The organism is Achromobacter sp. CF-sbj1-Ac2-l (assembly GCF_052698165.1).
The window spans coordinates 2,196,292-2,214,380 of the sequence record NZ_CP199855.1; the positions used below are offsets into that span (position 1 = coordinate 2,196,292).

Below are 18,089 nucleotides of genomic sequence, written 5' to 3' on the forward strand. Positions count from 1 at the left end.
GATACGGCCGCCATGTTCGCCGCGGCGCGGACGCGCCGCCTCGCCTTGCCTCAGGACGCGCGCCAGGCTGGCGGGCGCTTTTCCAGGAACGCGCTGACGCCTTCCCGCGCTTCATCCGACGCACGCACCGCGGCGATGCGTTCGACCGAATCGGCCACCAGCGCGTCATCCAGCGGCCGGCCGGCAAAGTCGCGCACCAGCCGCTTGCTGGCCTGCACTGCCTGCGGGCCGTTGTCGCACAGCGCGCGGCAGACGGCGTCGGCTTCGTCCTGCAGCCGCGCCAGCGGCACGATGCCATGCAGCAGCCCCATGCGGTACGCGGCGGCGGCGTCGAAGCGTTCGGCGGTCAGGAAGTAACGATTGGCGGCGCGTTCGCCCATGGCGCGGATCACGTAGGGGCTGATGGTGGCGGGCAGCAGGCCCAGGCGCGTTTCCGACAGGCAGAACTGCGCGTGATCGGCGGCGATGGCGACGTCGCAGGCCGCCACCAGGCCCATGCCGCCCGCATAGGCGTCGCCGTTGACCGCCGCCACCACGGGCTTGGGGCAGGACCAGATGGCGCGCAGCATCCGCGCCAGGCGATCGGCGTCGGCGCGATTGTCGGCGTCGGTCAGCGTGGCCATCCTGCGCATCCAGTTCAGGTCGCCGCCCGCGCAGAACGCCTTGCCCGCGCCGGTCAGCAGCAGCACCCGCACGGCCGGATCGTCCGCCGCCTCGCGCACCGCCGTGGTCAGCGCCGCGATCAGCGTTTCGTCGAAGGCGTTGCGCATGTCCGGGCGGTTCAGCGTCAGGCGGGCGACGGGGCCGTCGCGGTCCACCAGCAGCGGGGTCGGCGTGCTCATGCGGGTCTCCGAATTATTGATAAAGGCTCAACTAATAGCCTGAATCGATGCATTGTTTCCATAGGGTTATACGCCTAAAAGACGCACTTATTTTCAGGTTATTGAGTTATCCTCAAAAAAATAATGGAGCGAGACATGAACCCATCCCCCGACGGCGCCGCCGCGGCGTCGCGCTACGCGTCGGTCTTCCGGCCGGGCCTGTTCGACGGCAAGACCGTCATGGTCACGGGCGGCGGCAGCGGCCTGGGGCGCTGCACCGCGCACGAGCTGGCTTCGCTGGGCGCGCGACTGGCGCTGGTGGGCCGCAAGCCGGAAAAGCTGGAGGCCGCGCGCGATGAACTGGCGCGCATCTATCCCGAGGCCGCGGGCCGCATCACGCTGCACGCCTGCGACATCCGCGGCGAAACCGGCGTGCGGGGTGCGGTGGCCGACGCGCTGGCCGCGCATGGCGCCATCGACGGCCTGTTCAATTGCGCCGGGGGCCAGTTCCCCGCGCCGCTGGACCAGATCAGCTTCAACGGCTGGAACGCGGTGGTGCAGAACAACCTGCATGGCACGTTCCTGATGGCGCGCGAGGTCTATATCCAGCACATGCGCCAGCATGGCGGCGCCATCGTCAACATGCTGGCCGACATCTGGGGCGGCATGCCCGGCATGGGGCATTCCGGCGCGGCCCGCGCCGGCGTCTGGAACCTGACCGAAACGGCGGCCTGCGAATGGGCCCACGCCGGCGTGCGGGTGAACGCGGTGGCGCCGGGCTGGATCGCCTCCAGCGGCATGGACAGCTACGACGAGGACTACCGCGCGGTGTTGCGCGGGCTGGCCGCCAAGGTGCCGTTGCAGCGCTTCGGCACCGAGGCCGAGCTGGCGGCGGCGGTGGTGTTCCTGCTGTCGCCGGCGGCGGCCTTCATCAACGGCAGTGTCATCCGGGTGGATGGCGGCGTGCCCAACGCGCGCCACTCCTGGACCCTGCCGCCAGCCGCGCGCGGCGAGACCTACGACGGCTTTCCTCAGTACGCGCCGCCGTCCTTGTTCTCGGCGGACTGAAGCCGATGCAGGGCGTCTTGCACCTCGCCCCGGAATCGCGCCAGCGCCAGCGCGTCGCGGCGCGGCGGCTGCAGCGCCTGCCACAGGAAGTCGACCAGTTGGTCGGCGGTGGCCGCCACGTCGACCCGCGTTCCGCGCAGGATGGCGTCCCACAGCACGTGTTCCATCGGGCCATAGATGGCCGAGCGCAGCAGGCGCAGCGGCATGTCCTCGCGGATGTGGCCGTCGGCCTGGCCTTGCGCCAGGATGCGCATCAACGGCGCGGTGTAGCGCCGCTGCAGGCCGGCGTAGATCTCGCCGAAATCGTCGTTGCGGGCCCGGCCTTCGGACAGGATGAAGGCGCACAGCCCGGTGCCCTCGGCCAGCAGGTGGCGCAGGTGCGCATGCACCAGGTAGTGCAGTTGGGCCCGCGCGCCCTGCACGTGCGGCAGGTAGTCCTCGACCTTGGCGATGATCTCGTCGTACCAGTCGCTGATGACGCGCACGCACAGCTCGCGCTTGCCGCCGAAGTAGGTGAACACCGTGCCTTCGGACACGCCCAGCCGCTGCGCGATCTCGGTGGTGGTGGCGGCCTGGAAGCCGGCCTCGGAAAACACCTGCCGCGCGACCCGCAGGATGTCCCGTATCCGTTGCTCGGACTTGGCGCTGGCCGGCGGGCGGCGCATCGGGACGGCGGCGGTTTTTTCCATGGGGGCGGCGGGGCGATGGGAAGTGGCCAGGGCTTACTATCATAACGACCCGCGGCGCCGCGCCTCAAAGCCCCCGCCACGAATACAAAAGAACAGCGAACACAAGAACCGCGACACGGAGACCCGAGCATCATGCTGTCCAGAACCGAAACCTACGCGCAGTTGGCGTCTTCCTTCCAATGGCGCGTGCCGGCGGCCTACAACATCGGCGTGGACGCCTGCGACAAGTGGGCCGACGGCAGCGGCCGCCTGGCGCTGATCCACGAGAAAAACGATGGCAGCCAGACGCGCTACAGCTTCGACGACATCAAGGCGCGCGCCAATCAGTTGGCCAACGCGCTGCGGCGCCAGGGCGTGCGGCGCGGCGACCGGGTGGCGGTGTACCTGCCGCAGGCGCCCGAAACCGCCGTGACCCACATCGCCGTGTACAAGCTGGGCGCGGTGGCGGTGCCGCTGTTCACCTTGTTCGGCGTCGACGCGATCCAGTACCGGCTGGCCGACAGCGGCGCCGCCGCGCTGGTCACCGACGCCGAGGGCTGCCGCCGCCTGCGCGAGATCCGCGCCACGCTGCCGGCCCTGCGGACGGTCTATTGCATCGACGGTCCGGGCGAGGGCGGGGCGCTGCCGTTTCACGCCTCGCTCGACGCCGAATCCGCGCAGTTCGAAGCCGAACCCACCGCGGCCGACGACCCGGCCGTCATCATCTACACGTCGGGCACCACCGGCAAGCCCAAGGGGGCGCTGCACGCCCACCGCGTGCTGCTCGGCCACCTGCCGGGCGTGGAGATGTCGCACGAATTCTTTCCCGAGCACGCCACGCTGATGTGGACGCCGGCCGACTGGGCCTGGATCGGCGGCCTGCTGGACGTGCTGCTGCCGGCCTGGCACCACGGCGTGCCGGTGCTGGCGCGGCGCTTCGAGAAATTCGACGGCGCCGCGGCCTTCGACCTGATGGCGCGCCATGGCGTCACCCACACCTTCCTGCCGCCCACCGCGCTCAAGATGATGCGCGGCGTGGCCCATCCGCCCGCGCCCGGCGCGCTGGCGCTGCGCTCGGTGGCCAGCGGCGGCGAATCGCTCGGCGCCGAGCTGATCGACTGGGGCCGCCGGGTGCTGGGCGTGACCATCAACGAGTTCTACGGCCAGACCGAATGCAACATGCTGGTGTCATCGTGCTCATCCCTGTTCGAGCCGCGCATCGGCAGCATCGGCCGCGCCGCGCCCGGCCACCGGGTCGCCATCGTGGACGGGCAGGGCGCCGAAATGGCCGATGGGCAGGAAGGCAATATCGGCGTATTGCGGCCCGATCCGGTGATGTTCCTGGGCTACTGGAACAACCCGCAGGCCACCGCCGAGAAATTCGCCGGCGATTACCTGCTGACCGGCGACATGGGCGTGCGCGACGCCGACGGCTTCATCCGCTTCGTCGGCCGCAACGACGACGTCATCACCAGCGCCGGCTACCGCATCGGCCCCGGGCCGATCGAGGACTGCCTGCTGGGCCACCCCGCGGTGCGCATGGCCGCCGTGGTGGGCGTGCCCGACGCCGAGCGCACCGAGGTGGTGATGGCCTACGTGGTGCTGCACGACGGCGTGGCCGGCGACGAGGCGCTGGTCAAGGCCTTGCAGGCGCACGTGCGCAGCCGCCTGGCGGCCCATGAATACCCGCGCCGCATCCGCTTTGTAACGAGTTTGCCGACCACCGCCACCGGCAAGATCATCCGCCGCTCGCTGCGCGACGGCAGCTATGCATGAGGGCGGCGGACGCGACAAGCGCCCCTGAAACAGTGACAAACCCGGTGACAAACTCGTCCGTTTGGTCGGGTTGACGGGCTGCCCGGCGCTGCAAGTATGATGGCGCAAACATGTATACGGCCCCAGTCAAACGGGGCCGTATCGCCATTAGCCTTAGTATGGAGATAACCCTGATGAATAAACCCTTGGACGGGGGCCTGGCGGCCTTGAACGTACCCGCGTACGTCAAGCATCGCGGCCTGATCGACTGGGTCGCCAGCGTCGTGGCGCTGGCCAAGCCGGACCGCGTCGAATGGTGCGATGGTTCGCAGGAAGAATACGATCGCCTGTGCGAACAGATGGTCCAGGCCGGCACCATGCGCCGCCTCAACCCGGCCAAGCGGCCCAATTCCTTCCTGGCCTGTTCCGACCCGTCGGACGTGGCGCGCGTCGAAGACCGCACCTTCATCTGCTCCGACCGTCCCGAGGACGCGGGCCCGACCAACAACTGGGCCGACCCGGCCGAGATGCGCGCCACGCTCAACGGCCTGTTCGACGGCGCCATGCGCGGCCGCACGCTGTACGTGGTGCCGTTCTCGATGGGTCCGCTGGGTTCGGACATCGCCCACATCGGCGTCGAACTGTCCGACAGCCCGTATGTCGTGGTCAACATGCGCATCATGACGCGCATGGGCAAGCAGGTCTATGACGTGCTCGGCACCGACGGCGACTTCGTGCCGTGCGTGCACTCGGTCGGCAAGCCCCTGGCCGCCGGCGAGGCCGACGTGGCCTGGCCCTGCAACGCCACCAAGTACATCGTTCACTTCCCCAAGAGTCGCGAGATCTGGAGCTTCGGCTCGGGCTACGGCGGCAATGCGCTGCTGGGCAAGAAGTGCTTCGCGCTGCGCATCGCCTCCACCATGGGCCGCGACCAGGGCTGGCTGGCCGAACACATGCTGATCCTGGGCGTGACCTCGCCCAAGGGCCGCAAATACCACGTCGCCGCCGCGTTCCCGTCGGCCTGCGGCAAGACCAACTTCGCCATGCTGATCCCGCCGCAGGGCATGGACGGCTGGAAGGTCACCACCATCGGCGACGACATCGCCTGGATCAAGCCGGGCGCCGACGGCCGCCTGCACGCCATCAACCCCGAGGCCGGCTATTTCGGCGTAGCCCCGGGCACCAGCGAGCAGACCAACTTCAACGCCATGGCCACGCTCAAGGCCAACGTCATCTTCACCAACGTCGCGCTGACCGACGACGGCGACGTCTGGTGGGAAGGCATGACCGACACGCCGCCGGCGCACCTGATCGACTGGCAGGGCCAGGACTGGACGCCCGCCATCGCCCGCGAAACCGGCCGCAAGGCCGCCCACCCCAACGCGCGCTTTACCGCCCCGGCGGCGCAGTGCCCGTCGATCGACCCCGAGTGGGAAAACCCGCAGGGCGTGGTGATCGACGCCTTCATCTTCGGCGGCCGCCGCTCCACCACCGTGCCGCTGGTGACCGAGGCGCGCAACTGGGTCGAAGGCGTCTACATGGCCGCCACCATGGGCTCGGAAACCACCGCCGCCGCCGTCGGCCAGCAGGGCGTGGTGCGGCGCGATCCGTTCGCCATGCTGCCGTTCTGCGGCTACAACATGAGCGACTACTTCACGCACTGGCTCAAGCTGGGCAAGCAGCTCGAAGCCGCCGGCGCCACGCTGCCGCGCATCTACTGCGTCAACTGGTTCCGCAAGGGTCCGGACGGCAAGTTCGTCTGGCCCGGCTTCGGCGAGAACATGCGCGTGCTGCGCTGGATGCTGGGCCGCATCGACGGCCAGGCCGGCGGCGTCGACCAGGTGTTCGGCATCTCGCCCAGCTACCAGGACATCGACTGGACCGGCCTGGAATTCAGCCCCGACAAGTTTGAACAGGTCATGTCGGTCGACGACGGCGCCTGGCGCGACGAACTGGCGCTGCACGACGAGCTGTTCGGCCAACTGGCCCAGGGCCTGCCCGAGGACCTGCCCGCCGCCAAGGCCCGGATCGAAGGCCGTCTGGCCGCCTGAGCCTGCCGCGCCGCGGGCGACCGCAGGTCAGCCGCCCGCGTCTGCGCCGGTCGCGCTGATATCGGCCGCACCTCAGCCGGCCACGCCTGAGCCGGCCGCGCCCGACCCCAAACCCGCGCAGGGTGACGTGCGCGGGTTTTTTTACGGCACAATCGTTCCATGCACCTCGACGCCGAAGACCTCGCCAAGATCACCGAACTGACCCTGGCCCACTACGAAGAAAGCGCCCAGTCCTTCGAGGCCGGCACGCGCGACCACGACGTCAGCCAGAACATCGCCGCGCTGCTGCGCCATATCGACGGCGAGCCGCCCTACGACATCCTCGACCTCGGCTGCGGCCCCGGCCGCGACCTCAAGACCTTCGCCGCCCTTGGTCACCGCCCCGTCGGCCTGGACGGCACCCCCAGCTTCGTCGCCATGGCCCGCGCCGCCAGCGGCCGCGAAGTCTGGCACCAGGACTTCCTGCGCCTGCAACTGCCCGCGGCCCGCTTCGACGGCATCTTCGCCAACGCCGTCCTGTTCCACGTCCCCACCCAGGAACTGCCCCGCGTCCTGCGCGACCTGCGCGCCACCCTCAAACCCGGCGGCGTCCTCTTCAGCTCCAACCCCCGCGGCGGCAACCAGGAAGGCTGGAACCGCGGCCGCTACGGCGCCTACCACGACCTGGCCGGCTGGCGCACCCTGCTGCAAGCCGCGGGCTTCGAAGAACTCGAACACTACTACCGCCCCGACGGCCTCCCTCGCGAACAACAAGCCTGGCTCGCCAGTGTGTGGAGAAGGGCGGACTGACCGCACGACGCGATACACGCGTCACCTTCCGCTCCCCGCATCGGTGAAATGGCCAACCTCTCTCTATCTCCCAGCAAGTTGCGGAAGATGGATATGCATCGATCACCGGCGCGCAGCGCATTCGCCACCCCTTCAAATACCTGGACGCCAATCTTGGCCGCCCGCGCGGCCAGGATTGGCAGCCCTGAAAATTCCCTTCCCTGACCACAGGTCCTGCAGCGCGACAGACCAAGACGCACGTAGCCCCTCGGGCGGGCGCAGTCGGTGGCGGGCAACCTCGATGCGCCCGAGGGAATCTGAAGCCCAATAGTCGTCATTCACGACGCCCGTGACGAAGAAACTGTCTTCGTGGCTGCACCTGTGGCAAGGTGGAATGCCGCTCAGGTAAAGACCGACCTTCCAATGGTGCGTGTTTGCCCACGCCCGTACTGAAGCATGGCCCCGGGTGACGTCACCGACATTGGCGAGCACACGCTTAGCGCGTGCATCCCGTTTGAGAGAGTGAGTACAACGACGTACCCATGCCTGGCGGCATTCCGTTAGCGATGATGGAGCAAGCCATGTCACCTCGCAAGTCCGATGCAACCCTAAGCCTGGCCCATCCCGATGCCGCGGGCATCGACATCGGGTCGGCCAGCCACTTCGTTGCCGTGCCTCATGACCGCGACGACCAACCTGTCCGCGAGTTCAAGAGCTTTACGGCCGATTTGTATCGCCTAGCGCAATGGCTCAAGGACTGCGGCGTTACCGCCGTGGCCATGGAGTCCACCGGCGTTTACTGGATCCCGCTTTATGAGCTGCTCGATAGCCAGGGTTTCACCGTTTACCTGGTCAACGCCCGTCACGTGAAGAACGTCTCGGGCCGCAAGTCCGATGTCCTGGACTGCCAGTGGCTGCAACAGCTCATGAGCTATGGCCTGTTGGCCGGCGCCTTCCGTCCCTCTGACGAGATTTGCGTCTTGCGCGAGTTCTCGCGCCAGCGCGAGATGCTGCTTGCTTCGCAGGTGCGCCACGTGCAGCACATGCAGAAGGCACTTGCCCAGATGAACATTCAGCTCACGCAAGTGCTGTCGGACGTGGTCGGGGTCACCGGTCAGGCCATCATCCGCGCCATCGTCGGTGGCGAGCGCGACCCGCATGCACTGGCCCGCCTGAAGAAGCGCCAGGTCAAGGCCAGCGAGGACGATATCGCTGCCGCGCTGCAAGGCAACTGGCGTCACGAGCACTTGTTCGCGTTGCGGCAAGCGCTGGCCCTGTACGACACCTATCAACAACTGCTCAACGATTGCGATCAGCACATCCAAGCCGAACTGCACAAACTGCACCGCCATGACGGCGATCCGGGCAAGTCGCAGCGCCGCTGGCCCAAAAAGGCCATGGCCTTCGATCTGCGCACGCATCTATTTGCCATGTGCGGCGTGGACCTGACCCGCATCAACGGCATCGACGAGATGACTGCCTTTACCGTCCTGGCCGAGGTCGGTCCGGACATGAACCGCTTCCCTTCGGCCAAGCACTTCGCTTCGTGGTTAGGCTTGTGCCCGGGCACACGCATCTCCGGAGGCAAGGTTCTGAACGGCGCCACCAAACGCTCACCCAACCGCGCCGCACAGGCCCTGCGTCTGGCGGCAATGGCGCTACGTCACAGCCAGTCCGCTTTAGGCGCCTACTACCGAAGGCTGTGCGCTCGCCTGGACAAGCGGCGCGCCATCACCGCAGCCGCGCACAAACTGGCTCGACTGATTTACACCCTACTGACCAAAGGGTCCGAATACGTCGACCAAGGTGAGCTGTACTACGAAGAACGCCACCGCCAACGCGTCCTGCATCACCTGACAAAACGTGCAGAGACCATGGGCTACAGCTTGGTGCCGTTAACCGCCTCAGGAGAAACCAATGAGGTATCAATGACTTAAGTGGAGTTTCTTGAGAGGCAGTCGCCGCAGGCGACAACGAAGATGACAACGGGGCAGTCCGGAGCGAACGCTCCGGACCGCAATCGTGGGCGCCCGCCACCGACTGCGCCCGCCCGAGGGGCAGCCTACGAAGCAGAGCCGGCCTACGAAGCCCATCACCCTGACCACCCCCTTCCCAGGCGAACAAAGCAAAGCACAAACCGGATACCCACCGCAGCCACCGGCCATCCCCCCCTGACGGCCATCAACCCCCCCCGCAATACCCGCACTCCCCGGATACCCACCGCCAAATCCGGCTACCCCCCAGCAAGCGCCCAGTCGCAACATCCGCCTCACGATCTCAGCAATCCAGGAGGCAAGCAAATGAAGGGACTGGCCCAAAAAACCGCCATCGTCACCGGCGGCGCCACGCTGATCGGCGCCGGCGTCGTCGCCGCGCTGCGCGCCAACGGCGTGCGCGTCGCCATCTTCGACATCGACGCCGACGGCGCCGCCCGCGTCGCCGCCACCGACCCCGACGGCATCCGCGCCTGGCCGCTCGACATCACCGACGACGCGCAACTGGCCCGCGCCGTCGCCGAGGTCACCGCCCACTTCGGCCGCATCGATTACCTGGTAAACCTCGCCGCCACCTACCTCGACGACGGCGCCGCCTCCGGCCGCGCCGACTGGCTGCGCGCCCTGGACATCAACGTCGTCAGCGCCGTCATGGCCGCCCGCGCCGTGCATCCGCACCTGGTGGCCGCCGGCGGCGGCGCCATCGTCAACTTCACCAGCATCTCGTCGCGCGTGGCGCAGACCGGCCGCTGGCTCTATCCGGTCTCCAAGGCCGCGCTGCTGCAGGTCACCCGCAGCCTGGCGATGGACTACGCCGGCGACCGCATCCGCGTCAATTCCGTGTCGCCCGGCTGGACCTGGTCGCGGGTCATGGACGAACTGACCCAGGGCGACCGCGCCAAGACCGATCGGGTCGCCGCCGACTTCCACCTGCTGGGCCGCGCCGGCGATCCGGCCGAGGTGGCCGAGGTGGTCGCCTTCCTGCTGTCGGACCACGCCAGCTTCGTCACCGGCGCCGACTACGCCGTCGACGGCGGCTATTCCGCCATGGGCCCCGAACAGGCCCGTCCCGCCATCCCGCGCCTGGCCGAATAAGGCCGGCCTTACCGCTCATCGGCCCGCCAGGCACCCGGCGGACCCGCACACCAAACAGGAGAAGCATCATGCGTCGAATCGCGATCGTCGGAGGCGGGCAGGCCGGCCTGCCGTTGGCCCTGGGCCTGTTGGACAAGGGCTACGAGGTGACCGTGGTCACCAACCGCGCGCCCGATGACATCCGCCGCGGCAAGGTCATGTCCAGCCAGTGCATGTTCGATGCCTCGCTGCAGATCGAACGCGACCTGGGCCTGAACCAGTGGGAGGCCGACTGTCCGCCGGTCGAAGGCATCGGCCTGGCCGTGCCGCACCCCGAGCGCCCCGGCCACAAGCTGATCGACTGGGCCGCGCGCCTGGATCGCCCGGCGCAGGCGGTGGACCAGCGCATCAAGATGCCGGCCTGGATGGAATTGTTCGCCGCCCGCGGCGGCCGCCTGCTGATCCAGGATGGCGGCGTGGCCGAGCTGGAGCTGCTGGCCGCCTCGCATGACCTGGTGCTGCTGGCCGCCGGCAAGGGCGACGTGGTCAGGCTGTTCGAGCGCGACACCGCGCGCTCGCGCTTCGACAAGCCGCAGCGCGCGCTGGCCTTGACCTACGTGCACGGCATGCGCCCGGCGCCGGTGTTCTCGCGGGTCGCCTTCAACCTGATTCCCGGCGTCGGCGAGTACTTCGTGTTTCCCGCGCTCACCACCACCGGCCCCTGCGAAATCATGGTGTTCGAAGGCGTGCCGGGCGGCCCGATGGACTGCTGGCGCGATATCAAGACGCCGCAGGACCATCTGGCCAGGAGCCTGGACATCCTGCGCACCTTCCTGCCCTGGGAGGCCGAGCGCTGCGCATCGGTCGAACTGACCGACGCCAACGGCATCCTGGCCGGCAGCTTCGCGCCCACGGTGCGCAAGCCGGTCATGACCCTGCCGTCCGGCCGCCTGGTGTTCGGCCTGGGCGACGCCGTGGTCACCAACGACCCCATCACCGGCCAGGGCTCGAACAACGCCACCAAGGCCTGCGCCGTCTACCTGGAGGCGATCCTGGCGCGCGGCGACCAGCCCTTCACCGCCGACTGGATGCGGCAGACCTTCGAGCGCTTCTGGGACTACGCCAGCGCCGTGGTCGACTGGACCAACTCGATGCTGCTGCCGCCGCCGCCGCATCTGCTGCACCTGCTGCAGGCCGCCGGCGACGCGCCCGCGCTGGCCAGCGCCATCGCCAACGGCTTCAACCATCCGCCCAACTTCTTTCCGTGGTGGACCGACGCCACCGCCTGCGAGGCCTTCATCGCCGAAAAATCCACCCGGGCGGCGGCGTGATGGCGGCCCTGGACTGGGGCAGCACCGACCTGCACCCCAAGGTCCTGCGCGGCGTGCTGGGCAGCTATCCGACGGGCGTGGCCATCGTCGCCACGCGCTGTCCGGACGGCCGCAAGGTCGGGCTGACCATCAACTCCTTCGCCTCGCTGTCGCTCGATCCGCCGCTGGTGCTGTGGAGCCTGGTGAACCGCTCGCCCAACCTGGCGGCGTTCCGCGACTGCGACCACTTCACCATCAGCGTGCTGGCCTGCGGCCAGGAGGCGCTGGCGCGGCGCTTCGCCGATCCGGCGGTGCCCGACAAGTTCGAAGGCGCCGAGCTGCACGAGGTGCCCGAGGGCGTGCCCGCCATCGCCGGCGCCGTGGCCACGCTGGTCTGCGCCAACGACCAGCAGAGTCCGGCGGGCGACCACCTGCTGCTGTTCGGCCGGGTGCTGCGCGTGGCCAGCCTGGAGGCCACGCCGCTGGTGTTTCACGCGGGACGCTTCACGGCGCTGACCCTATGATGCCCTTATCTTCCGCCTCCGACGCCCAGATCATCGTGGTGGGCAGCGGCATGAATTCGCTGGTGTGCGCCGCGCTGCTGGCGCAGCGCGGCAAATCGGTGCTGGTGCTGGAGCGCAACGACCGCCTGGGCGGCTGCATCCGCACCGAGGAACTGTTTCCCGGCTACCGCCATGACGTGCTGTCGAGCTGGTATCCGCTGTTTGTCGGCGGTCCCGCCTACGCCGCCCTCAAGCCGGCCCTGCAGGCGGCCGGCCTGGAATTCGCCCAGTGCGACTACGCCACCGGCCTGGCGCTGCCCGACGGCAGCGGCATCGCCCTCAAGCAGGACATCGCGGACAGCGCGCGGCGCCTGGACGCGTGGGCGCCCGGCGACGGCGCCGCGTTCGGCGCCATGGCGCAACGCCTGTTCGGCGAAGACGCCGCGCTGACCTTCGGCCTGCTGGGCCAGAACCCCTATGGCGCCGGCATGCTCAAGCTGCTGTTCGGCGAGTGGCGCCGGCGCGGCCTGGACGGGCTGATGGCGTTCGCCGCCGATTCGCTGGAGAGCTTTCGCCGCTGGTCGGACCGTGAATTGCAATCCGACGCGGCGCGCGCGCTGATCGCGCCCTGGGTGCTGCACACCGGCCTGGGACCGGACGACGCCTGTTCGGCGCTGATCGGCAAGCTGACCTTCGCCGCGGTGGTGGCCGGCGGCATGCCGGTGGTCAAGGGCGGCAGCCAGGGCGTGGTGGACGCCCTGGTCAAGGTCATCGAGCACCACGGCGGCCGGTTGCGGACCGGCGCCGCCGTCGAACGCATCCTGACGCATGGCGAAGGCCGCCGCCGGCGCGCCGTCGGAGTCGTGGCCGCCGGCCGCGAGTACCGCGCCGGCGAGGCCGTGGTCTGCAACGTCACGCCCGGCCAGTTGTACGGCACGCTGCTGCCCGACGCGCCCGAGCCGGTGCGGCGCCGCGCCGCCGGCTACCGCCATGGCCGCGGCGGCATGCAGATCCATTTCGCGCTCGACGCGCCGCCCGGCTGGCGCACGCCCGAACTGCGCCACGTGCCGCTGGTGCACCTGACCGAGAGCATGGAGCAGGTCTGCGCGTCGGTCACCGAGGCCAACAACGGCCTGTTGCCGGCGCGGCCCACGCTGGCCATCGGCCAGCCGGTCGCCGTCGATCCGTCGCGCGCGCCGGCCGGCGGCTGGATCCTGTGGGTGCAGATGCAGGAGCTGCCGGCGCGCGTCAAGGGCGATGCCGCCGGCCTGATCGACACGCCCGCCGACGGCCGCTGGACCGAGGCCCTGCGCGAGGCCGTCGCCGATCGCGTGCAGGCGCGGCTGGAGCCGGTCATGCCCGGCCTGGCGCAACGCATCGTCGGCCGCCGCAGCTACTCGCCGGCCGACCTGGAGGCGCTGAACTGCAACCTGGTGGGCGGCGATCCTTACGCGGGCATCTGTTCGCCCGACCAGTTCTTCTGGCTGCGCCCGTTCGCCGGCAGCCAGGGCGCGCGTGGCCACCGCACGCCGCTGCGCAACCTTTTCCACATCGGCGCCGCCACCCACCCGGGTCCCGGACTGGGCGGCGGTTCCGGCTATCTCGTCGCACAACATCTCGCGCCCCGCGGGGGCAGGAGCGGAACATGAAGAGACACCTGACACGCCGGCTGGCTTGCGCCGCGGCATTGGCGCTGGCCGGCGGCGTGGCGCAAGCCACCGAAGGCGGCGGCCTGGGCATCTATCCGGACGGCCTGGAGAACTTCATGTCGGGCGCGCTGCCGCCGCCCGGGGTGCACATGCTGGTCTACGGCGGCGGCGCGCGCTACGACAAGCTGCGCGGCAACGACGGCGAGCGCCTGCCGGTGCCGGACTTCAAGGTCGACGTCAACGTGCTGGCCCCGCGCCTGATCTGGGTCACGCCGCAGCAGGTGCTGGGCGGCCAACTGGCCTTCCATGCCATCGCGCCGCTGCTGGACGTGACCTTCAAGGCCGGCGGCCAGCGTTACCGCAGCACCGGCCTGGGCGACATGACGCTGGGCGTGGCGCTGGGCTATCACCTGTCCGAATCGCTGCACTACGTGGTCGGCCTGGACATGTACGCGCCCACCGGCGAATACGACCGCAAGGACCCGTCCAGCCTCGGCAAGAACTACTGGACCGCCCAGCCCGTGTTCGCGCTCAGCCGCATCAGCCCGGACGGCTTCAATGCCGATCTGAAGCTGATGTACGACTTCAACTTCCGCAACACCGCCACCGACACCCGCTCGGGCCAGGCCATCCACGCCGACTACGCGGTGGGTTGGGGCGTGGGCAAGGGCTGGGTGCTGGGCGTGGGCGGGCATGCCTTCCAGCAGGTCACCGACGACAACGGCCCCAACAGCGCCGCCGGCCGCGCCCGCGCCTTCGGCGTGGGGCCGTCGGTGCGCTACATGAACGACCGCGGCTGGCTGTTCACCGCCAAGTGGCAGCAGGAATTCCAGGTCAAGAACCGGCCGGAGGGCGCGCAGTTGTACGTCAAACTGGCCATTCCGTTCTAGGGCCCGCGCCCGGCTCCTTTCAGGATAGACAGGCCCTGGGGCTGCGTGCGGCGGGCCGGCCCGGCAGCGGGCCCGCCGCGGGGAAAGGGGGCGATGGCAAGGCGGGCGCCGGCCGCCCGCCGCCGCGAATGGGCTAGACTCAAGGCTCTCTTCGTTTCAAGCAGCCATCCATGATTGTCAAAGCCTTGCGTGCCGGTGTGGGTCAACTGATTGTCCTGGGCGATGCGCTGACGCGCCCGCGCCCGCGGCAACGCTCGGCCCAAGGCCAGGCCGCCGTCGACCGCGAGGCGGCCGCGCTGTCGCTCTACCAGTTCCATGCCTGCCCGTTCTGCGTCAAGACGCGGCGCGCCATCCACCGCCTGAACGTGCCCGTGGCGCTGCGCGATGCCAAAGGGGATCCCCAGGCGCGCGCCGAATTGCAGGCCGGCGGCGGCAAGGTCAAGGTGCCGTGCCTGCGCATCGAGGAAGCGGGCGGCACGCGCTGGATGTACGAGTCCAGCGACATCATCGCCTACCTTGAACAACGCTACGCGAACGTGGCCTGACGCGGCGGCTCCATGACACGCCCCGCCCGCCTGACTGTTCTCGTCCTGTGCGCGTCGGTGGCGCTGGCGGGTTGCGACTCGTCGCTGCCGCCGCCGCCCGCCGGGTCCAGGCTCACGGCGGAAACCCTGGCCACCCAGGAAACGCCGCCCGAACGCCAGTTCAAGGGCACCTTGGCGGGCAAGCCCATCCACCTGCTCATGCATGAATGCAAGGTCTACAAGGTGGAACCGGCGGAAGGCGATAACGTCGCCTGGACGCAGGTGCTTGAAGGCGATTTCTCCCTGTTGCCCACGCTCTGCGTGCGCCAGGAACTGACGGCGGGCAAGGGCTTCGTGCAGGCCTTCATCGGCCGCCAGGCGTTCGGCGCCGGCGGCTGCTGCGCCGGCACCCCGGAATACCGCTCGACCGACGGGCTGACCTGGAAGCCGCGCTGAACGCCACGCTGAACGTCGCACTGAACGCCACGTTGAATGCCGAACGGAATGCCGCAATGAACGCCGTCAGCGTGAGCGGACGATCGTTTGCGATTGGCCATCCCCAGGGTTGTCTGAACGCAGGGCCTGGCCAGTCCTGACAAAGTTGCCGCGTCAGCCGTGCCGGCGCACGCTCTGGCTGGGGCTTTCGCCGTAACGCGCCTTGTAGCCGGCGCTGAAACGTCCCAGGTGCGCAAAACCCCAGCGCAACGCCACGCCCGCGACGTTCTGGCATTCGCCTGACAGCAGTTCGGCGCGCGCCCGCTCCATGCGCAGATCGCGCAGATAGTGCATGGGGCTGATGCCCAGGAATTCCTTGAAGCCGGCATACAGGCTGCGCACGCTGACTCCCGCGATGCGCGCCAACTGCTCGGCGCTGACCGGCTCGTGCGCATGCGCCTGCAAGTAATCCTGCACGCAGCGCACGTGGCGCGGCAGCACCGCGCCGCGGCGGCCCGCCGGCGTGGCGCTGTAGTTGTGGGGCAGGGCGGACAGCAGCGTCGCCGCCACCAGTTGTTCCATCTGGTGCACGATCAGCTTGTGCTCGGCCAGGTCGGCGTGCTGCGAGGAACAGTCCAGCAGATACGCCATCAGGCAGCGCCAGGCCGGACACTCGCGCCAGCGGAACCCCAGTTGGAAGCGCAGCGGCCGATCCAGCGTACAGCCCAGGTGGCCCACCAGGGTGCGTTCCAGCAGGGAGCGGCCCACCCGCAACATGAACTGGTCGTTGTCGTCGGCCCAATGCATCGCCAAGTCGTCATCCGGGCTCACCACCGATGCCACGTCCGGGGTCGAATCCACGCGCTGCGGCCCGCTCTCGATCAGCGCGGCGCCCGACAGCGGCATCTGCACCAGGAAGAAGTCCTCCAGCGGGCCCGGCCGGATCTCGACGTTCGCGCCGTAGCGCAGCCGGTTCAGCGATACTTCGCCCAGCGGCTGGTGATGCATGCGCGCATTCAGGCGCTGCGTCGATCCGACCACGCCCAGGTGGTGCGGCCGCATCACGCGGCCCACCATGGCGCGTGCTTCGTCCAGGTCGCCCGAGGCGAACAGTTGCTGCGCGGGTGTCGCCAGGATGGTGTCGATGCGCCACCCCGCGGCGCCGGCCATGGCCCCGGCGGCCGCGCGCGGCCCGGCGGCTTGCCATGATGTCTCGGCATCGGACTGCGTCGTGTTCAGCATGGCCGGGATTCCTTGCTCAGGTCCTGATGTCCGGCGGGCAGCGGCCGCCGGTTCCCCTGGCGGCCACGTCCGTGGCGCGCCTTTATGATGGTCCTCATAGTAAAACGCCGCGCCCCGGGCGGGACTGCTGGAAAACCCGTCCCGCCGGGCATGGGACTATCCGTTTTTTGCGCTGGCTGTCCAGGGCGTGCGGGAAAACGTCCGGCGCCGGCCGGCCGTTAACGCTCGAGGCAGATGGACACCGGTTCGGTCAGCCGGCGGGCTGGCGCGGGAACCCGCCCGCGCCAGCCCTCGAACCGCCTACTTATCGAGCCAGGGCGCTTCCTTCCAGAGCGCCTGGAATTCCGCTTCGCCGGCCGCCAGTTCCTTGGCGTACTCCGGGGGCGCCAGATAACGCAGCGGCGCGAACATGTCCCTGGCCTTGGCCTGGAACTCCGGATCGTCCACCGTGCGTTTCAGCGCGGCGACGAGCTTGGCGCGCACGTCGTCGGGCAAGCCCTTGGGCGCGGCCAGTCCTCGCAGCGACGCCAGTTCGAAATCGAAGCCCTGCTCCTTGAAGGTGGGCACGTCCGGCAGCGCCGCCGAACGCGTCTTGCCCATCTGCCCCAGCATGCGCAACGGGGTGCCGCCTTTCTGGTACTGCAGCGCTTCGCCCACGTTGATGGCGCCGATCGTGATCTCGCCGCTGGCCAGCGCGCCCCGCACCTCGCCCGCGCCCTTGTAGGGGATGTGGCTGAGCTTGCTGCCGGACACGCGTTCGAAGCGCAGCATGGCCAGGTGGTCGTCGGAGCCCGTGCCGGTGGTGCCCACCGTGACCTTGCCCGGGTTCTTCTTGGCGTAGGCGGACAGGTCGGCCAGGGTCTTGATCGGGTTGTCGTTCAGCACCGAAAACGCGCCGGGATCGTCGATCAGGTTGCCCAGCAGATCGAAGCTGCGCCAGGTGAAGCTGGTCTTGCGTTCGATGGGAATCGTCAACAGGTTCGGCGTGTTGATGAAGCCGATGGTGTAGCCGTCGGGCTGGGCTCGCGCCAGCTCCGAGAAACCAATCGCGCCGCCCGCGCCGGGGCGGTTCAGCACGACGATGCGGGCATCGCCGCCCAGGTATTTCTGCAGATAGGGCGCCATCATGCGGGCCACCAGGTCGGTGCCGCCGCCCGGCCCGTAAGACACGATCAGGTTGATCGGATGTTCGGGGTAGCCGGCCGCTTGCGCGCCGCCGCTGAACAGGGCGGCGCCCGCCAGCAAGGCTGCAAGCGCGCGCAGCGTCCCGCGTTTATTGTGTTTTTGCATGGTTTGTCTCCTTGGTATGTGGCCGGGGCCTGCCTGCATCGTGCGTT

Annotated in this window: 16 protein-coding genes; 12 read left to right on the top strand and 4 right to left on the bottom strand. The window is 69.0% G+C overall.

Going from position 1 to position 18,089, the window contains the following annotated elements; genetic code table 11:
* Positions 1 to 50: 50 nt before the first annotated feature.
* The gene (locus tag ACUDCK_RS10085; protein WP_144655166.1) at positions 51 to 842 is read right to left on the bottom strand and encodes an enoyl-CoA hydratase/isomerase family protein; all 792 of its coding nucleotides are present in this window, start codon (positions 840 to 842) and stop codon (positions 51 to 53) included.
* A gap of 135 nt (positions 843 to 977) precedes the next feature.
* Between ACUDCK_RS10085 and ACUDCK_RS10090 the strand changes: the two genes are divergently transcribed.
* Entirely contained in the window at positions 978 to 1,889 is a 912-nt protein-coding gene (locus tag ACUDCK_RS10090) for an SDR family oxidoreductase (RefSeq protein ID WP_064526324.1), read from the top strand.
* On the opposite strand, the gene ACUDCK_RS10095 is transcribed toward ACUDCK_RS10090, so the two are convergent.
* Positions 1,853 to 2,578, bottom strand: coding sequence for a TetR/AcrR family transcriptional regulator (locus tag ACUDCK_RS10095; protein WP_175167703.1), 726 nt, complete (start codon positions 2,576 to 2,578; stop codon positions 1,853 to 1,855). The two genes, ACUDCK_RS10090 and ACUDCK_RS10095, sit on opposite strands and share 37 nt — an antisense overlap.
* Positions 2,579 to 2,710: 132 nt before the next feature.
* Here ACUDCK_RS10095 and ACUDCK_RS10100 point away from each other — a divergent pair, with 132 nt between their 5' ends.
* The 11 genes from ACUDCK_RS10100 (at position 2,711) to ACUDCK_RS10150 (ending at position 15,531) form a co-directional block, all read left to right on the top strand.
* Positions 2,711 to 4,333: an acyl-CoA synthetase gene (locus ACUDCK_RS10100; protein ID WP_175167704.1), complete on the top strand. Its 1,623-nt coding sequence runs from the start codon at positions 2,711 to 2,713 to the stop codon at positions 4,331 to 4,333.
* Positions 4,334 to 4,506: 173 nt separating this feature from the next.
* On the top strand, positions 4,507 to 6,363 hold the full coding sequence (locus ACUDCK_RS10105; protein ID WP_116792111.1) for a phosphoenolpyruvate carboxykinase (GTP): 1,857 nt from the start codon (positions 4,507 to 4,509) through the stop codon (positions 6,361 to 6,363).
* Positions 6,364 to 6,522: 159 nt separating this feature from the next.
* The gene (locus ACUDCK_RS10110) at positions 6,523 to 7,152 is read left to right on the top strand and encodes a class I SAM-dependent DNA methyltransferase (protein WP_175167705.1); all 630 of its coding nucleotides are present in this window, start codon (positions 6,523 to 6,525) and stop codon (positions 7,150 to 7,152) included.
* Positions 7,153 to 7,712: 560 nt separating this feature from the next.
* Entirely contained in the window at positions 7,713 to 9,068 is a 1,356-nt protein-coding gene (locus tag ACUDCK_RS10115) for an IS110 family transposase (RefSeq protein WP_049073553.1), read from the top strand.
* Between the two features lie 363 nt (positions 9,069 to 9,431).
* Positions 9,432 to 10,220: an SDR family oxidoreductase gene (locus ACUDCK_RS10120; protein ID WP_175168076.1), complete on the top strand. Its 789-nt coding sequence runs from the start codon at positions 9,432 to 9,434 to the stop codon at positions 10,218 to 10,220.
* Between the two features lie 68 nt (positions 10,221 to 10,288).
* Entirely contained in the window at positions 10,289 to 11,530 is a 1,242-nt protein-coding gene (locus ACUDCK_RS10125; RefSeq protein WP_175168077.1) for a styrene monooxygenase/indole monooxygenase family protein, read from the top strand.
* Entirely contained in the window at positions 11,530 to 12,033 is a 504-nt protein-coding gene (locus ACUDCK_RS10130; protein WP_054432234.1) for a flavin reductase family protein, read from the top strand. The genes ACUDCK_RS10125 and ACUDCK_RS10130 overlap by 1 nt, the downstream gene beginning before the upstream one ends.
* Positions 12,033 to 13,661: a phytoene desaturase family protein gene (locus ACUDCK_RS10135; protein ID WP_175168142.1), complete on the top strand. Its 1,629-nt coding sequence runs from the start codon at positions 12,033 to 12,035 to the stop codon at positions 13,659 to 13,661. The genes ACUDCK_RS10130 and ACUDCK_RS10135 overlap by 1 nt, the downstream gene beginning before the upstream one ends.
* Positions 13,658 to 14,551: a SphA family protein gene (locus ACUDCK_RS10140; RefSeq protein ID WP_144655159.1), complete on the top strand. Its 894-nt coding sequence runs from the start codon at positions 13,658 to 13,660 to the stop codon at positions 14,549 to 14,551. Before ACUDCK_RS10135 ends, ACUDCK_RS10140 begins: the two co-directional genes overlap by 4 nt.
* A gap of 170 nt (positions 14,552 to 14,721) precedes the next feature.
* On the top strand, positions 14,722 to 15,096 hold the full coding sequence (locus ACUDCK_RS10145) for a glutaredoxin family protein (RefSeq protein WP_049074789.1): 375 nt from the start codon (positions 14,722 to 14,724) through the stop codon (positions 15,094 to 15,096).
* Positions 15,097 to 15,108: 12 nt separating this feature from the next.
* Positions 15,109 to 15,531: a hypothetical protein gene (locus ACUDCK_RS10150; RefSeq protein WP_175168078.1), complete on the top strand. Its 423-nt coding sequence runs from the start codon at positions 15,109 to 15,111 to the stop codon at positions 15,529 to 15,531.
* A 153-nt stretch (positions 15,532 to 15,684) separates the two neighbouring features.
* Here the strand turns inward: ACUDCK_RS10150 and ACUDCK_RS10155 are convergent, their stop codons facing one another.
* The gene (locus ACUDCK_RS10155; protein WP_175168079.1) at positions 15,685 to 16,752 is read right to left on the bottom strand and encodes an AraC family transcriptional regulator; all 1,068 of its coding nucleotides are present in this window, start codon (positions 16,750 to 16,752) and stop codon (positions 15,685 to 15,687) included.
* Between the two features lie 300 nt (positions 16,753 to 17,052).
* Entirely contained in the window at positions 17,053 to 18,042 is a 990-nt protein-coding gene (locus tag ACUDCK_RS10160; RefSeq protein WP_064528063.1) for a tripartite tricarboxylate transporter substrate binding protein, read from the bottom strand.
* Between the last annotated feature and the right edge of the window lie 47 nt (positions 18,043 to 18,089).

What these genes read in the sequence shown, in the direction of transcription:
- ACUDCK_RS10085 (WP_144655166.1), bottom strand. Translation starts at nt 842, where the DNA reads ATGAGCACGCCGACCCCGCTGCTGGTGGACCGCGACGGCCCCGTCGCC.
- ACUDCK_RS10090 (WP_064526324.1), top strand. Translation starts at nt 978, where the DNA reads ATGAACCCATCCCCCGACGGCGCCGCCGCGGCGTCGCGCTACGCGTCG.
- ACUDCK_RS10095 (WP_175167703.1), bottom strand. Translation starts at nt 2,578, where the DNA reads ATGGAAAAAACCGCCGCCGTCCCGATGCGCCGCCCGCCGGCCAGCGCC.
- ACUDCK_RS10100 (WP_175167704.1), top strand. Translation starts at nt 2,711, where the DNA reads ATGCTGTCCAGAACCGAAACCTACGCGCAGTTGGCGTCTTCCTTCCAA.
- ACUDCK_RS10105 (WP_116792111.1), top strand. Translation starts at nt 4,507, where the DNA reads ATGAATAAACCCTTGGACGGGGGCCTGGCGGCCTTGAACGTACCCGCG.
- ACUDCK_RS10110 (WP_175167705.1), top strand. Translation starts at nt 6,523, where the DNA reads ATGCACCTCGACGCCGAAGACCTCGCCAAGATCACCGAACTGACCCTG.
- ACUDCK_RS10115 (WP_049073553.1), top strand. Translation starts at nt 7,713, where the DNA reads ATGTCACCTCGCAAGTCCGATGCAACCCTAAGCCTGGCCCATCCCGAT.
- ACUDCK_RS10120 (WP_175168076.1), top strand. Translation starts at nt 9,432, where the DNA reads ATGAAGGGACTGGCCCAAAAAACCGCCATCGTCACCGGCGGCGCCACG.
- ACUDCK_RS10125 (WP_175168077.1), top strand. Translation starts at nt 10,289, where the DNA reads ATGCGTCGAATCGCGATCGTCGGAGGCGGGCAGGCCGGCCTGCCGTTG.
- ACUDCK_RS10130 (WP_054432234.1), top strand. Translation starts at nt 11,530, where the DNA reads ATGGCGGCCCTGGACTGGGGCAGCACCGACCTGCACCCCAAGGTCCTG.
- ACUDCK_RS10135 (WP_175168142.1), top strand. Translation starts at nt 12,033, where the DNA reads ATGCCCTTATCTTCCGCCTCCGACGCCCAGATCATCGTGGTGGGCAGC.
- ACUDCK_RS10140 (WP_144655159.1), top strand. Translation starts at nt 13,658, where the DNA reads ATGAAGAGACACCTGACACGCCGGCTGGCTTGCGCCGCGGCATTGGCG.
- ACUDCK_RS10145 (WP_049074789.1), top strand. Translation starts at nt 14,722, where the DNA reads ATGATTGTCAAAGCCTTGCGTGCCGGTGTGGGTCAACTGATTGTCCTG.
- ACUDCK_RS10150 (WP_175168078.1), top strand. Translation starts at nt 15,109, where the DNA reads ATGACACGCCCCGCCCGCCTGACTGTTCTCGTCCTGTGCGCGTCGGTG.
- ACUDCK_RS10155 (WP_175168079.1), bottom strand. Translation starts at nt 16,752, where the DNA reads ATGCTGAACACGACGCAGTCCGATGCCGAGACATCATGGCAAGCCGCC.
- ACUDCK_RS10160 (WP_064528063.1), bottom strand. Translation starts at nt 18,042, where the DNA reads ATGCAAAAACACAATAAACGCGGGACGCTGCGCGCGCTTGCAGCCTTG.